22 protein-coding genes are annotated in these 11,777 nt (G+C 61.3%); 13 read left to right on the top strand and 9 right to left on the bottom strand.

Annotated elements, in window-relative coordinates; genetic code table 11:
• Positions 1 to 5 precede the first annotated feature (5 nt).
• The 5 genes from ACGI6K_RS12935 to ACGI6K_RS12915 form a co-directional block, all read right to left on the bottom strand.
• Complete coding sequence (locus tag ACGI6K_RS12935) at positions 6 to 347, bottom strand: hypothetical protein (RefSeq protein WP_376942858.1); 342 nt, start codon at positions 345 to 347, stop codon at positions 6 to 8.
• A gap of 396 nt (positions 348 to 743) precedes the next feature.
• Positions 744 to 953 carry a DUF1654 domain-containing protein gene (locus ACGI6K_RS12930; RefSeq protein ID WP_377968689.1) on the bottom strand — a complete coding sequence of 70 codons (210 nt, stop codon included), beginning with the start codon at positions 951 to 953 and terminating at the stop codon, positions 744 to 746.
• A 170-nt stretch (positions 954 to 1,123) separates the two neighbouring features.
• The gene (locus ACGI6K_RS12925; protein ID WP_376942862.1) at positions 1,124 to 1,462 is read right to left on the bottom strand and encodes a hypothetical protein; all 339 of its coding nucleotides are present in this window, start codon (positions 1,460 to 1,462) and stop codon (positions 1,124 to 1,126) included.
• A gap of 12 nt (positions 1,463 to 1,474) precedes the next feature.
• Positions 1,475 to 1,807 (bottom strand): ADP-ribosyl-(dinitrogen reductase) hydrolase, encoded by a 333-nt coding sequence (locus tag ACGI6K_RS12920; RefSeq protein WP_376942864.1) that lies wholly within the window; start codon positions 1,805 to 1,807, stop codon positions 1,475 to 1,477.
• Between the two features lie 105 nt (positions 1,808 to 1,912).
• On the bottom strand, positions 1,913 to 2,563 hold the full coding sequence (locus ACGI6K_RS12915) for an XRE family transcriptional regulator (protein ID WP_376942866.1): 651 nt from the start codon (positions 2,561 to 2,563) through the stop codon (positions 1,913 to 1,915).
• A gap of 87 nt (positions 2,564 to 2,650) precedes the next feature.
• Here ACGI6K_RS12915 and ACGI6K_RS12910 point away from each other — a divergent pair, with 87 nt between their 5' ends.
• The 9 genes from ACGI6K_RS12910 to ACGI6K_RS12870 all read left to right on the top strand — a co-directional run bounded on the left by ACGI6K_RS12910 (position 2,651) and on the right by ACGI6K_RS12870 (position 8,124).
• Entirely contained in the window at positions 2,651 to 2,857 is a 207-nt protein-coding gene (locus ACGI6K_RS12910) for a Cro/CI family transcriptional regulator (RefSeq protein WP_376942868.1), read from the top strand.
• 108 nt (positions 2,858 to 2,965) lie between these two features.
• Entirely contained in the window at positions 2,966 to 3,388 is a 423-nt protein-coding gene (locus ACGI6K_RS12905) for a phage regulatory CII family protein (RefSeq protein WP_376942870.1), read from the top strand.
• Positions 3,389 to 3,474: 86 nt separating this feature from the next.
• Entirely contained in the window at positions 3,475 to 4,221 is a 747-nt protein-coding gene (locus tag ACGI6K_RS12900; RefSeq protein ID WP_376942872.1) for a phage antirepressor, read from the top strand.
• Positions 4,221 to 5,009, top strand: a complete 789-nt coding sequence (locus ACGI6K_RS12895) for a DnaT-like ssDNA-binding domain-containing protein (RefSeq protein ID WP_376942874.1) — start codon at positions 4,221 to 4,223, stop codon at positions 5,007 to 5,009. Before ACGI6K_RS12900 ends, ACGI6K_RS12895 begins: the two co-directional genes overlap by 1 nt.
• The gene (locus ACGI6K_RS12890) at positions 5,006 to 5,764 is read left to right on the top strand and encodes a replication protein P (protein WP_377968686.1); all 759 of its coding nucleotides are present in this window, start codon (positions 5,006 to 5,008) and stop codon (positions 5,762 to 5,764) included. The genes ACGI6K_RS12895 and ACGI6K_RS12890 overlap by 4 nt, the downstream gene beginning before the upstream one ends.
• A complete protein-coding gene (locus ACGI6K_RS12885) occupies positions 5,757 to 5,966 on the top strand; it encodes a hypothetical protein (RefSeq protein ID WP_376942878.1) in 210 nt (69 codons plus the stop codon). The genes ACGI6K_RS12890 and ACGI6K_RS12885 overlap by 8 nt, the downstream gene beginning before the upstream one ends.
• Positions 5,967 to 6,054: 88 nt before the next feature.
• Entirely contained in the window at positions 6,055 to 7,341 is a 1,287-nt protein-coding gene (locus ACGI6K_RS12880) for a tyrosine-type recombinase/integrase (RefSeq protein WP_376942880.1), read from the top strand.
• A gap of 1 nt (position 7,342) precedes the next feature.
• Positions 7,343 to 7,798, top strand: a complete 456-nt coding sequence (locus tag ACGI6K_RS12875; RefSeq protein ID WP_376942882.1) for a VRR-NUC domain-containing protein — start codon at positions 7,343 to 7,345, stop codon at positions 7,796 to 7,798.
• On the top strand, positions 7,795 to 8,124 hold the full coding sequence (locus ACGI6K_RS12870; RefSeq protein WP_376942884.1) for an antiterminator Q family protein: 330 nt from the start codon (positions 7,795 to 7,797) through the stop codon (positions 8,122 to 8,124). Before ACGI6K_RS12875 ends, ACGI6K_RS12870 begins: the two co-directional genes overlap by 4 nt.
• A 98-nt stretch (positions 8,125 to 8,222) precedes the next feature.
• Here the strand turns inward: ACGI6K_RS12870 and ACGI6K_RS12865 are convergent, their stop codons facing one another.
• Positions 8,223 to 8,549, bottom strand: coding sequence for a helix-turn-helix domain-containing protein (locus ACGI6K_RS12865; protein ID WP_376942886.1), 327 nt, complete (start codon positions 8,547 to 8,549; stop codon positions 8,223 to 8,225).
• The gene (locus ACGI6K_RS12860) at positions 8,533 to 8,787 is read right to left on the bottom strand and encodes a type II toxin-antitoxin system RelE family toxin (protein ID WP_376942888.1); all 255 of its coding nucleotides are present in this window, start codon (positions 8,785 to 8,787) and stop codon (positions 8,533 to 8,535) included. The genes ACGI6K_RS12865 and ACGI6K_RS12860 overlap by 17 nt, the downstream gene beginning before the upstream one ends.
• 162 nt (positions 8,788 to 8,949) lie before the next feature.
• Here ACGI6K_RS12860 and ACGI6K_RS12855 point away from each other — a divergent pair, with 162 nt between their 5' ends.
• Positions 8,950 to 9,288, top strand: coding sequence for a putative holin (locus ACGI6K_RS12855; protein ID WP_376942890.1), 339 nt, complete (start codon positions 8,950 to 8,952; stop codon positions 9,286 to 9,288).
• A gap of 204 nt (positions 9,289 to 9,492) precedes the next feature.
• Here the strand turns inward: ACGI6K_RS12855 and ACGI6K_RS12850 are convergent, their stop codons facing one another.
• Complete coding sequence (locus ACGI6K_RS12850; RefSeq protein ID WP_376942892.1) at positions 9,493 to 9,915, bottom strand: type II toxin-antitoxin system HicB family antitoxin; 423 nt, start codon at positions 9,913 to 9,915, stop codon at positions 9,493 to 9,495.
• A gap of 51 nt (positions 9,916 to 9,966) precedes the next feature.
• On the bottom strand, positions 9,967 to 10,158 hold the full coding sequence (locus ACGI6K_RS12845; protein WP_152389436.1) for a type II toxin-antitoxin system HicA family toxin: 192 nt from the start codon (positions 10,156 to 10,158) through the stop codon (positions 9,967 to 9,969).
• A gap of 100 nt (positions 10,159 to 10,258) precedes the next feature.
• Between ACGI6K_RS12845 and ACGI6K_RS12840 the strand changes: the two genes are divergently transcribed.
• The 3 genes from ACGI6K_RS12840 to ACGI6K_RS12830 all read left to right on the top strand — a co-directional run bounded on the left by ACGI6K_RS12840 (position 10,259) and on the right by ACGI6K_RS12830 (position 11,693).
• Complete coding sequence (locus tag ACGI6K_RS12840) at positions 10,259 to 10,603, top strand: putative holin (protein ID WP_394542929.1); 345 nt, start codon at positions 10,259 to 10,261, stop codon at positions 10,601 to 10,603.
• Positions 10,596 to 10,874, top strand: a complete 279-nt coding sequence (locus tag ACGI6K_RS12835) for a phage holin family protein (RefSeq protein ID WP_394542928.1) — start codon at positions 10,596 to 10,598, stop codon at positions 10,872 to 10,874. The genes ACGI6K_RS12840 and ACGI6K_RS12835 overlap by 8 nt, the downstream gene beginning before the upstream one ends.
• Before the next feature lie 72 nt (positions 10,875 to 10,946).
• Positions 10,947 to 11,693, top strand: a complete 747-nt coding sequence (locus tag ACGI6K_RS12830) for a hypothetical protein (protein ID WP_376947134.1) — start codon at positions 10,947 to 10,949, stop codon at positions 11,691 to 11,693.
• Positions 11,694 to 11,777 lie beyond the last annotated feature (84 nt).

Below are 11,777 nucleotides of genomic sequence, written 5' to 3'. Positions count from 1 at the left end.
TGGTGTTAGCGCGGCAGGACAGGGGCCTGGTCGCGGTTGAACAGTTGCGCTGTCGGGTCGGTCTGGAACAGTTCGAGCCCGTTGGCGGTGACGTACATCGGGGTATCAAGGGTGGTGTCCTCGCGGCGCTTGCCGCGCTTGGTAGGCTCGATGTAGTCCAGGGTGTGGGTGATGGCGACCTGGTTGCTTTCGCCGATGCGCTTCATCTTGAACTTGAGGGTGACTTCGCCCTGCTTGTTATGCTCGACGACGCCGGCGGCGACGGCAGACAGGGCGGTGCCGACCTGCTGGGTGAAGATGGAGGCGTTCAGCGAGTTGATGAACTCGGCAACGTCGGTGGGTTTCATGCTTCGGCTTCCTTCTGCTGGTGGTTTCCCGGATGCCGCTGTCGCCAATGGCATCGAGGAAATCGGTCTTTCTGGCCGGCGTTACTGGCGCCACGTCCGGCTGGGCGCATATCTGTTATTTCCAGTCGGTCCCGTTTGTTGCCAGGCAATTTCTGCGTCCTGGTCCGCGGGGCTGGGGATGCTGCTTCGCCACCATCCGAGCTAGCCGGCGCGTCCGGCTTGTCTGTCGGCGCTGCGTGCTGCCGATGGGACAAAATATGGGTGTTCCCGTTTTATCTGTCAATGGGTATTCCCATAATTTTCTATGGGCTACAAAAAAGCCCGCTCGGTGGCGGGCTCTATGTCACTGCTCTGGCCAGCTCCATCGCACATGGATGCTGCCGTCCTCGCGCCTGGTCATCTCGCGTTGTCGCTTTCCTCGATCTTGCCCAGCAGGCGCTCCCAGTCTTCTGGGTGGTCGTTGGGTGAGGGGGCGAGAATTGCTTGCCGCTCAGTCATCGCTCTTGATAACGAGAGCACTTGATGGTTGATGCGCCAAACAAGCCGGTGATAGCTGGAGATTTGATTCTGGTGGGTGATAGCGCGGGCTCTGACGACATACAGCACTCTCCTTGCGACTGGATGAATGCCGTACATGCGTACCGAAAAGAGTCTTATTCGTGTCAGGTTGACATCAATGCTTTTTGCTTGCTCGTGGGTGGCCGAGCGCTACAGGTGAGACTGGATGGCAGAGACGAAAAGCCCCGCGCATGGCGGGGCTTTGTAACCTTTGGAGGTCAAGCGCGCTGTTTTTCCAGAAACTCTTTAACGGGGATAGTGCTGGTTTCGCTTGCGGTGCGATCTTTTTCTTCGATTTCGTGCAGGCGCTCAATCAGAATTTTCTTGATTTCGGATTGAGCGAATCGATTCAGAAGGTCACGGATCATAGGCTGATAGCCGATTCCATGGTAATCGGCGATTTTCTTTAGGTCACACAGAAGCTGTTTTTGAAGCCTAATTGAAATCAATTGAAGGCCTAGCGCTTCGTCTACTTCTCTTTTTGAGCCGGAGGCTACGGCCGTATGGTCTAGGCTTTGGCCAAGGCTTCCGTCCTCCCACAATTGTGTGTTGCTCATGGCTCCCTCTCTTTACCCGTTTAAGGCAAATTTCTCGTATATACGTATTTCATCAGGGTTTGCTTCATACGCGGTCTTCAAATAGACCGATCCATCCTTGAATACAAAAACTACTTTAAGAAGCCTCCCAGTGTTTGTTTGGGCAACGAACCATTTTGTAGGCGGGTCTGTCCTGTGTTCCTCGCGCGTATCCACGAGGTGTTCCCCCTCGCAGTTCTCGAAGCACTGTTCGATCTCGCGCCTTGTGATGCCGCCATGCTTCCTATCCAGCTTCTCTTGGATCGCATCAGAAATAATCAGACCTTTCAAGCTCGCCCCCCAGCCGGCCTTGTATATACAGATCATAGAGACTGCCGTTGGTTTCTTCAATTGCGACGAATGGCTTGTATTGACGACTGGTTGGCAAGGTGTGCTCGTCGGGTTCTTGGTCGCGTAGGCGAGGCGCTGCCCCTACCCCCTGACCTTGCTCGGCGGGCAGACGGCACCGACGGCGTGGATCAGTTCGATTTGCTCTACTGGGATCGTGCGGCGCTCATAGGCATCGTTCACAGAGGCGAGGCTGACCTCCACGTCGTTGGCGTAGAGCAGTTCCTTCAGCATGCATTCCTCGTTGACCAGGCGGACCATGACGTATTCCCCAGGAATCAACAGGCCGTTCGGCTCGATCACGGCCACCCAGCCGCTCTTGATGGCCGGCGCCATGGAATTTCCCTTGAGCCGCAGCGCATAGGCGTGCTTATCGCGTGTCGGCATTTCGACGTAGCCGTCCGCCGACTCTAGGGCATGCCAGTAACCTTCGGCGCCCATCTGTGCTGTGCCGATGATGGGTATCGTGCGCCAGGGGCTGGTGATGGCCGGGCCGGGCTCGAACTCCAAGTCGTTGCCCGGCTTGCCCGAGATCATTTCGCCTTTTCCGCTAGCCAGCCAAATTGCGCTCACGCCACAGGCTTGCGCGATCTGCGCAATGTAGCTGGTGGATTGGGACTTTCCGCGCTCAAGGTCGGAAACCGACGTTTGATTGACTCCAACCCTTCCTGCGAGCTGGGCCTGGGTCAGTTTTGCGTGTTTGCGGGCGGTCTTTAAGCGGTCTTTGAATTCCATGGTGCAAACGATATGGGCGCACCCGTATCCTTGCAAATGGGTATTCCCGTATCCTAGTATATGGGTATTCCCGTAAGAGGATTCTAAATGAACATCTACCAATCCCTGATCGCGCATTTCGGCACGCAGCAGAAGACTGCAGATGCCTTGCGTGTTGATCAAGGCACCGTCTCTGGGTGGGTCAGAGGACGTCATGGCATGAGCCCAGTAACCGCACTAAAGGCCGAAGCAGTAACGCAAGGCAAGTTCAAGGCTGTCGACTTGTGCCCGAACCTGCTGAAAGTCGCTTCCTGATCAGATTTTTCGAGCTGCTGCATGGGATTACCTGTGGTGGCTTCCAGTTATTCCAGATTGCCTTGGCGTGCTCCAGGGCGCGCCTGAAAGACCAGAGAGGTTTTACGGATGGACGAGTTTCTGAAGGCCCTGCATGACGCGGTGCTGGATGCTGGTGCCAAGAATCTGGCCCGAAAGATGGGCGTCAGCCATGTCTCGCTGCTCCAGCGTGCCAATCCCAACAATGATGCCCACCGGCTCAACGTCGAGCAGTTCTTCCAGATCCTGCTGCATGCTGGCGACGTGCGACCGCTGCAGGCTCTGGCCGCCGAGTTCGGCTTCGAGCTGGTAGCCAAGGAGAAGGCCGAGCCGCAGACCCTTGCGGCTGCTCTGTTACACATGACCAAGGAAGTGGCCGACGTGACTCGCGTGGTGCACGACGCGCTCGAGGATGGCCATGTGAGCCAGACCGAAGAGGCCTTGATCCGGCGCGAGATTGGGCATGCACACCAGAGCCTGGACGTGCTGGAAGCCTCGGTGAAGGCAGCCTAATAGGCCGAATCGCGGGCAACAAAAAAGCCGGGATGACGGCCCGGCTTCTTCAACGGCGCCGAGGCGCCACACAAGGTGATTGAATAATGCCGCAAGAAGTCCAGCTTTTCAATTTCGAGAAGGCTGAGGTTCGCGTCGTGTCCATCGACGGGGAGCCGTGGTTCGTGGCGAAGGACGTAGCTGAGGTACTGGGCTACGCCAAACCGCGCAATGCAATTGCCAGTCACTGCAAGGGGGCCCTGATTCGGGGCGTCCTCACTGCTGGAGGCATGCAGGACATGACGCTCATCCCCGAGCGTGACCTGTACCGCCTGGTGATGAAGTCCCAGCTCCCGGCCGCCGAGCGCTTCGAGGAGTGGGTAGTGGGCGAGGTGCTGCCGAGCATCCGCAAGACCGGAAGCTATGGCGTGACATGTCACGCTCCGGCAATTCCGCAAACGCTGCCCGAGGCGCTGCGCCTGGCTGCCGATCTGGCCGAGCAGAACGATCGCCTGCAGTCGGTTGTCGCCGAGCAGGCGCCGAAGGTGCGCACCCTGGAGGTACTGACCGACACGGCGGGGGCGATCTGCATCACCGATGCGGCCAAGCAGGTAGGCATTCAGCCCAAGGCGTTGTTCCAGTGGCTGCAGGAAAACCGCTGGATCTACCGCCGCACTGGTTCCACCCGCTGGCTGGCCTATCAGCCGCGCCTGCAGCAGGGCGTGCTGGTGCACAAGCTGAAGGTGATCGGCATCAACGATGAGACCGGGCAGCAGAAGGTCGCCGAGCAGGTACTGGTGACGCGCAAGGGGTTGGTGCTGCTGGGCGAGAAGCTGGCCGGGAGGGTTGCCTGATGGCCAACCAGTGGTTTCGCATGTACGGCGAGTTCGCCACCGACCCCAAGGTCCAGATGCTCAACGAAGCCAACCAGCGCCGCTACATCATGCTGTTGTGCCTGCGTTGCAGTAACGGCGATGTAACGTTACACGACGACGAAATTGCGTTTCAGCTTCGCATCAGCAGCGAAGAGTGGGCGGCAACTAAGGCCGTCCTGCTGGGCAAGAAGCTGATCACCGACGACAACCGCCCGACCGCCTGGGACAAGCGTCAATACCTCTCCGACTCAAGCGCGGCGCGGGTTGCAGCGCATCGTGCGAAGAAGAAGGCGGACAAGAAACAGGCATGTAACGTTACAGAAACGCCCCCAGATACAGATACAGAGGTAAAACCCTCTCTCACTCCCGCGGGCGAGGACGCTGCGCCCATCGAGCCGGATCCGGAGCCTGCCCAGCCCGCACATGCCGAGCCGGCAGCGTCCGTCACCGGCCTATTCCCGATGCACCTGGAGTGGGTGCCCGACCAGGTCCAGCTCAAGGCCCGTGCTGCGATGGCTGGCCTGCCGCTGGACCTGTTCAACCGCGAAGCCATCGCCGGCTTCGTGATCCACCACGAGGCCAAGGGGCTGGCGAAGACCGAACGCGAGTGGCTGGCGGCCCTGGTCAACTGGGTCAAGCGCGACACGGTGCAGGCGGCTGCCCGGCCGGCCGCCGTGGTGAGCTTCCCGGGCAAAGGCCAGCGCCGCGCCAACGGGCCGGACTTCGACGATCCCAGCTGGCGGACCATGACGGAGTACGACCTGTGAAGCCGATCAGGAACGTGGTCGCCATGACCAGTACGCGGCTCGCCGCCGGGCAGGCGCTCCCTGGTGGGCAGGTATCCACCCGGCCGCTCGGCGAGGTCGACGAGCAGACCGCCGCGGTGGTGGATATGGTCTTCCTGCAGCTGCAGGCGATCTTCCCGGCCTGGCGTCAGGCGTGGCCGGACGACAAGGCGCTGGCGCTGGCCAAACGCAGCTGGACCAAGGGGCTGCAGGCTTCGGGTATCCGCACGATCGAGCAGGTGCGCTTCGGCATCGAGCAGTGCCGCCGCAGCGGTTCGGCGTTCGCGCCGAGCATCGGCCAATTCGTGGCCTGGTGCCTGCCGACTGCCCAGATGCTGGGGCTGCCCGAGGAGGAAACCGCCTGGCGCGAGGCCGTGCAGGGCTGCGCGAGCCTGGATAGCTGGCGCTGGAGCCATGAGGCGGTGCGCCTGGCCGCGGCAGCGGTGGGCTTCTGGGAGCTGCGTCAAGGGGCCGGTGGCGCCGATGCACTGCGTCGCCGGTTCGGCAGTGCCTACGCGCAGCTGCTGAGGCGTCTGGCCCGCGACGAGACGCTGGGAGAGCCCATGCAGGCGCTGGAGTGGGACGGGTCGCGCACGGCGGCCGAGCGGGCGGAGAGGGCTGGCGAGCAGGCGCTGCAGGAGCGGCTGCGCGAGCAAGGGCTGGCAGAGGCCGGGCAGGGCGCCCGGGCGGCGCTGCTGGCGAAATTGGGAATCAAGCGAGGAAACCACGATGCATGACACGGATTTCAAGTTTCACGCCCAGCGCTTGGGCTACACGAATTTCACCCGCGAGAACGGCCGCTACTGCCACCAGCCGCTGAACGAGCTGCGGGCCATGTACGACGCGGCGCACCGGGATGGTCGGCTGGCTGAGCGGGCTGAGGTGGCGCTGAGCAAGGGGGATGTGCTGGGGCAAGGGAGGGGCGGCTGCGTTCGATGAGTGATCAGGAACGGCAGGCCGTGCTGCGTGAGCTGGCACGGGACACCTGGGAGCAGTTGCGGAAGTTGGGGGTTGTGGATTGAGTAGCATGACGCTGACGGTAGCGATGTCGGACGCGGAGATCCGGCGGCAGGCGGCACGGCCTGAGGTGGGCCGGCTACGGGCGGCGCAGCATCCGGCGCTGCGCCTGCGCTTTCTCGAGGAGCGGACCCGGGGGAGCTGGGATGTGCGGGCCGCGGGCGAGTGGAAGCGGTTCGCCGGCTGGCCTGAGCTGAACACGAAGGCCGCGCTGGCGGTGCTGCCCGAGGTGCTGGCGCGCCTGGCGGCCGATCCGGAGGCCGTGGTGGGCCGAGGCGGCTGGTCGACGGTTGGCGAGTTGCTGGAGTGGTACCGGGAGCGGGCGGCCCGCGACAGGGCTCTGTCGGCCAAGCGCAAGACGGGCATCCGGTCGATGATCGATTGCCACCTGATGCCGCGCATCGGCGAGATGCGGCTGGCCGAGCTGAACCGCCAGTCGCTGGACGGCGCGTTGATGTGGCCCCTGCAGGAGAGCGTGTCGCTGATCTACGTGCGGCAGATCCTTCGGGTGCTGGCCGTGGCGTTTCGCCAGGCGCTGCGGCTGGAGATGATCGACCAGAACCCCATCGATGGGGTGAAGTTCAGCGACTTCGTGCAGACCAAGGTGAAGCCCAGGGCAGCGCGCTTGCACGGCATGGACGTGGAGAGCCTGCTGGTGACCCTGGGGGCGCGCTTCGAGGCGGCGCCGGCAGAGGGGATGCTGGCCCTGTTGATGCTGGCCCACGGCACGCGGATCGGCGAAACCAGGCAGGCACGCTGGCGGCATATCAGCCTAAGCGAGCGTGTGTGGCTGATCCCGGCGGAGAACACCAAGACCCGGACCGAGCATATGCTGCCGCTGACCGAGCAGGCCTGCGCGCTGCTGCGCCGGTACCGCGAGATCCAGCAGGCCAGGGGCAAGGAGCCGGCCATCCTGTTCCCGGGGCGCAGCGGTCAGCCGATCAGCGAGAAGGCGGCCAGTGCGATCTTCGCCGGCCTGGGCGGCGGGCAGTGGTCGAGCCATGACCTGCGCAAGCTAGCCCGCACCGGCTGGGCCGAGCTGGGGGTGGACTACCTGATCGGCGAGATGCTGCTCAACCACACGATGAGTTCGATCGCGCAGGCCTACATCCAGACCAGTGCCGATGCATTGAAGCGCGAGGCGCTGGAGAAGTGGCATGGCTGGCTGGATGAGCGTGGTTTCGGCGCGATTCACTGCGGTACGGTGGCGGGTTTGACCGACTCCGCAGAATTGCCGGAGGCCGCGCCGGCTCTAACCCCCAGCGCTTTTCTGGAATCACCAAAAGGGAGGCCCTGAAATGGTCGCAACGGCAGTGAGAGGACGAACGGTGAAGCCTCGCCGGCCCTCGGTGGACTACGAGGGGATGGAGCAGGCGGCGCTGTTCAACTGGCTGCGTGTGCGGCATCCGGAGGCCTGGGAGTTGGCCTATCACATCCCCAATGGTGGGCACCGGGTGAAGGCCGTGGCGGCGAAGCTGAAGGCCCAGGGGGTGAAGTCCGGGGTGAGCGACATCAAGCTGCCGATGGCCCGGGGCGGGTATTTCGGGCTGTACATCGAGTTCAAGGCCAGCCCGCCGCATGACGCTGCGGTGTCGGACTCGCAGCGGACCTTCCTGCTGAAGGTGGAGCGGGAGGGGTACCTGGCGATGGTGTGCCGGGGGCTGGACGAGGCCAGGAAGTCGATCGATGCCTACATGGCGTGGCCAAGGACGGTGGTGCATTTTTCAGAATTCGAAGCGGGGGAAACGGCGTGAAACGGCGAGATACTGAGGATCTGCTCCAGCATTGGGGGATATGGGTTATTCAAGGTTCCGGGGTGTCAGCGTGCCAGGTAAGCACATTGCCGACACCGATGATTACCGACGATGAGGGGCTGCTGATCGATGGGCTTGTCAGCCGGTTGCGGCGAGGCTACCCGGAGTCCGCAGATGTGCTGCTGTACTACTACACCAGCCAGGATGCAACATTCGCCAATGTAGGCAGACGGCTTGGATTCAGCGAGGGGAAGGCACGCCAGCTACGGAAAGCTGGTGTTGCATGGATCGATGGCGTGCTGGAAGGCATGTGCCCGGCAGCTTGATATCCGTACGGGAAAACTGTACATTTTCAGCTACTTTGCGGTTTTACCGCCTGAACACACGAGCCCCGGCCAGAGCGATCTGTCGGGGCTTTCTCGTTTCACAGGTCAAGAAGATCAGCGCTGACCCCAAGCGCTTCAGCGATCTTTGCCCTAGTGGCTTTGCGCGGCTTGACTGCTGCCTCCTGCTGTGCGTATGCCGCTTGAGATATGCCAATGCGAGAGGCTACCTCGGACTGGGTAAGCCCGAGGTATTTTCGCCATGCGCCGATGGCGGTAAGCCCCTCCTTGACCATGTAGCCGACAACCTCGTTCGGCACCAGGTCTTTTCGAGGATGGGTAGCCACATAGTCGGCATAGGGGATGACCACGAAGGCCGGTGCCCCATCCGGCCCGTTGATGATCTGGACGTTAGTAGGTGTGTTCATCGCGCTTCTTGACCTCCTCGATATTGACGATCTTGACGCTGCCGTCCCAGTCGAACATGACGCGGTAGTTGCCCACCCGAAGCCGGTAGCCGTACTTGTGGTTGGTGAGGCTCTTGATGTTCTGGACGTTCGGCATGTGGGCCAGCGCTTGAGCTGCATCGTAGATCTTGACCTGGTCGGGCTTGCTGATCTTCGAGAGCTGCTTAACCGCTTTCTTCGTCCAGTTGATCTTGTTCATGTTCGCCTCGTTGTCTGTGAGGCAATTATAAGTATTTATATAAGTATAGGCAAGAGATTTACCGAGTAAACACCGAAAAAATCCTTATTATACTTATTTTTATTCCGCCAGATCCGGTCGATCCCTTCGGTGATGGCGGCGCCCTATTTCTGGAGTTACCGAATGGCCGAGCCAAGTTCAGCCGGAGTAGTAGTTGCCGGTGCGATTGGTGCTGGCCTGATGATCAACGGCGAGGCGGCGATTGGCGCACTCTGTGGCGGGTGCGTCTATTTCATCGCGAATGCAGAACTGTCTATTCCGTCGCGGATCGCCCTGTCGCTTGTATCGGTGGTCATGGGCTACATGGCTACCCCGATGCTGGCCGGCATGACGGTATTCGGCGTGGGCCCGATCGATCTGCCAGGGCCGGCTGCATTCGTCGCGTCCTCAAGTGTCGTAACCGCAACGCTCGCAGCCATCACTACTACTACACCAGCCAGGATGCAACATTCGCCAATGTAGGCAGACGGCTTGGATTCAGCGAGGGGAAGGCACGCCAGCTACGGAAAGCTGGTGTTGCATGGGTCGATGGCGTGCTGGAAGGCATGTGCCCGGCAGCTTGATATCCGTACGGGAAAACTGTACATTTTCAGCTACTTTGCGGTTTTACCGCCTGAACACACGAGCCCCGGCCAGAGCGATCTGTCGGGGCTTTTTGTTGCCTGCTCAAGCCGCCTCGACGGAAACCGCAAGGCGCTTGCCGAGAGCTGCCAATGCCCGCTCGATCTGCTCCATCTTCGATGTGTGATCGAAGTCGACCAGGCGGCCGGCTACGGGGTGGGAGACTTCGAGCAGTCGGGCCAGATCGGCAACTCGCAGCCCTTTCTCGCGCATGGTGTTCCACAGCGCGATCTTGGCGACGGCCTGGGCGGGGAGGTGCACAACGTGCTGGCCTTCCCCTACGGGAGAAGCTGGCGGAATGCTGCGCCCCTTATCGACATAGATGGTCAGCGCGAGGCAGATGCCATCGACGGCATTGGTCAGCAGCTCACTGATGGTATCGCCCGCGCTATGAGCTTCCGGAATGTCCGGGCACGACGACCAGAAATGGCCGGCTTCGCTGTGCACGATGATCGGATAGTCGTACATGTTCACCTCGTCTTGATTCGAGAGTTGATGCCTGTTCCGGGTGACTGGGCCTCAGTCGTTGAGGCCCAGTTGCTTGATGATGTCCTTCCTGAGTCCTTCGCCGATTTCCTTGGCTCCATGATTCGGGAAGATCGTCTGTTTGCCGTTCGGGGCTTTGATCTTGAAGTGGCTACTACCGCCGCGCGACTTCGTGAACTCAACCCCTTGGGCCTCCAGCCATCGCCGGAACTCGTTGTATTTCATCAACTCTCCTCTGTTCTGTTGATGGCTCTATTATATAGCATAAGTGGTTAAAGTAAATACTTGTGCTTAATATTTTGCGCTGTATTTCTGGAGTTACCGAATGGCCGAGCCCTCAACAGCCGGAGTAGTGGTTGCCGGCGTGATTGGTGCTGGCCTGATGATCAACGGGGAGGCGGCAGTCGGCGCCCTCTGTGGAGGGTGTGTTTACTTCATTGCGCATGCAGAACTGTCTATTCCGTCGCGGATCGCCCTGTCGCTTGTGTCCGTAGTCATGGGCTACATGGCTGCCCCTATGCTGGCGGGAATGACCGTATTCGGCGTGGGTCCGATTGATCTGCCGGGGCCGGCTGCATTCGTCGCGTCCTCAAGTGTCGTTACCGCAACGCTCGCAGCCATCAAGGCAAGGCGGGCAGCGGTAACGAACAAGGGGGAGACAGATGGCTAGCATCCTGCTGACGTGGATTACGTGCCTGCTCTGCATCGTCACGTTCATCCGGCTGTTCACGTACCGCCGCAGGGGCGCGCGGTTCCGCCGCGACGTGAGCGTCATGGCAACAATCGTGATGATGGCCTGCATCACGACCTGCTTTGAGATCGTCACCGGCAAACTAGTGATACAGCCTGCTGCATGGCCGATGATCGTCATTTACGGTGTGCTTGCCATTGGGCTGCTCAAGACGCGGGGCAACCTTGCTCCGGTGCTGAGGGGATTTTGATGGCCTGCGCTGCCTGCAAGCGCAGGCTGGAACAGCTCTGGAGGCAGGCAAAAGCGCTGCGGGGGATGCTCAATGGTAGTGAAGATCGACGCGCGGCCCGAGCTGAAGGAATTGTCCAGGGCGTTTTCCGAGCTGGGGAGCAAACAGCTCCCGTTCGCCATGGCGCTGGCGGCCACTCGCATCGCTCAGCGCATCAAGAAGGGCGAACTGAGCGTCATGCGCAGGCTGCTCGACAACCCGATCCAGCAGACCCTGAACAGCCTCTACATGAAGGCGGCGACCAAGCAGAACCTGCAGGCTAACGTCTGGTTCAAGGACCAGTGGTCCTCGGGGATTCCCGCCGACCGGTACCTGCAGCCTGTCGTGCAGGGCGGCACACGCCGGCATAAGCGATTCGAACGCGCCCTGATCGCCAGGGGCATCATGCGATCCAGCCAATATGCCACGCCCACGCCGGCCCTGCTCGACAGCCATGGCAACGTGAAGGGCAGCACGATCATGAAGATCCTGTCCGGCCTGGGGGCGGCCGAGACCGTCAGCGGCTACCAGGCCAACGCGACCAGCAGCAGGCGCAGCCGCAAGAAGGGCAACGCCCATCGCTTCTTCGCTGCGGAGATCGAGGGAACCATGGGTGTGTGGGAGCGGCGCAGCACGGCATGGGGTGATGCCATGCGCCCGGTGTTCGTCTTCGTTGATCGGTCGCCTCGCTATCGAGTGCGGTTCCCGTTCTTCCAGGTGGCCGAGAACATGGTGAAGGCGAACTACGCGGCCGAATTCCGGAGCGCCCTCGACTACGCCATCGCAACAACCAGCCGCTGACCCCCCCGTCTTGGGTCCTTCCGGGGCCCCCGGCGGCTGCGGGTAATTCGCGCCCCGCTCGCGAAATATGTATGACCAAATTTC

Source organism: Azorhizophilus paspali (genome assembly GCF_043587585.2).
Taxonomy (GTDB): Bacteria; Pseudomonadota; Gammaproteobacteria; order Pseudomonadales; family Pseudomonadaceae; genus Azotobacter; species Azotobacter paspali.
The sequence above is the reverse complement of the archived record's forward strand: the minus strand, read 5'-3'. Positions and strand labels throughout refer to the sequence as shown.

Coding starts and splice junctions, on each gene's coding strand:
- ACGI6K_RS12835 (WP_394542928.1), top strand. CDS start 10,596: ATGGCTAGCATCCTGCTGACGTGGATTACGTGCCTGCTCTGCATCGTC.
- ACGI6K_RS12925 (WP_376942862.1), bottom strand. CDS start 1,462: ATGAGCAACACACAATTGTGGGAGGACGGAAGCCTTGGCCAAAGCCTA.
- ACGI6K_RS12845 (WP_152389436.1), bottom strand. CDS start 10,158: ATGAAATACAACGAGTTCCGGCGATGGCTGGAGGCCCAAGGGGTTGAG.
- ACGI6K_RS12850 (WP_376942892.1), bottom strand. CDS start 9,915: ATGTACGACTATCCGATCATCGTGCACAGCGAAGCCGGCCATTTCTGG.
- ACGI6K_RS12855 (WP_376942890.1), top strand. CDS start 8,950: ATGGCCGAGCCAAGTTCAGCCGGAGTAGTAGTTGCCGGTGCGATTGGT.
- ACGI6K_RS12910 (WP_376942868.1), top strand. CDS start 2,651: ATGAACATCTACCAATCCCTGATCGCGCATTTCGGCACGCAGCAGAAG.
- ACGI6K_RS12900 (WP_376942872.1), top strand. CDS start 3,475: ATGCCGCAAGAAGTCCAGCTTTTCAATTTCGAGAAGGCTGAGGTTCGC.
- ACGI6K_RS12865 (WP_376942886.1), bottom strand. CDS start 8,549: ATGAACACACCTACTAACGTCCAGATCATCAACGGGCCGGATGGGGCA.
- ACGI6K_RS12905 (WP_376942870.1), top strand. CDS start 2,966: ATGGACGAGTTTCTGAAGGCCCTGCATGACGCGGTGCTGGATGCTGGT.
- ACGI6K_RS12885 (WP_376942878.1), top strand. CDS start 5,757: ATGCATGACACGGATTTCAAGTTTCACGCCCAGCGCTTGGGCTACACG.
- ACGI6K_RS12920 (WP_376942864.1), bottom strand. CDS start 1,807: ATGATCTGTATATACAAGGCCGGCTGGGGGGCGAGCTTGAAAGGTCTG.
- ACGI6K_RS12895 (WP_376942874.1), top strand. CDS start 4,221: ATGGCCAACCAGTGGTTTCGCATGTACGGCGAGTTCGCCACCGACCCC.
- ACGI6K_RS12840 (WP_394542929.1), top strand. CDS start 10,259: ATGGCCGAGCCCTCAACAGCCGGAGTAGTGGTTGCCGGCGTGATTGGT.
- ACGI6K_RS12915 (WP_376942866.1), bottom strand. CDS start 2,563: ATGGAATTCAAAGACCGCTTAAAGACCGCCCGCAAACACGCAAAACTG.
- ACGI6K_RS12880 (WP_376942880.1), top strand. CDS start 6,055: ATGACGCTGACGGTAGCGATGTCGGACGCGGAGATCCGGCGGCAGGCG.
- ACGI6K_RS12860 (WP_376942888.1), bottom strand. CDS start 8,787: ATGAACAAGATCAACTGGACGAAGAAAGCGGTTAAGCAGCTCTCGAAG.
- ACGI6K_RS12830 (WP_376947134.1), top strand. CDS start 10,947: ATGGTAGTGAAGATCGACGCGCGGCCCGAGCTGAAGGAATTGTCCAGG.
- ACGI6K_RS12875 (WP_376942882.1), top strand. CDS start 7,343: ATGGTCGCAACGGCAGTGAGAGGACGAACGGTGAAGCCTCGCCGGCCC.
- ACGI6K_RS12935 (WP_376942858.1), bottom strand. CDS start 347: ATGAAACCCACCGACGTTGCCGAGTTCATCAACTCGCTGAACGCCTCC.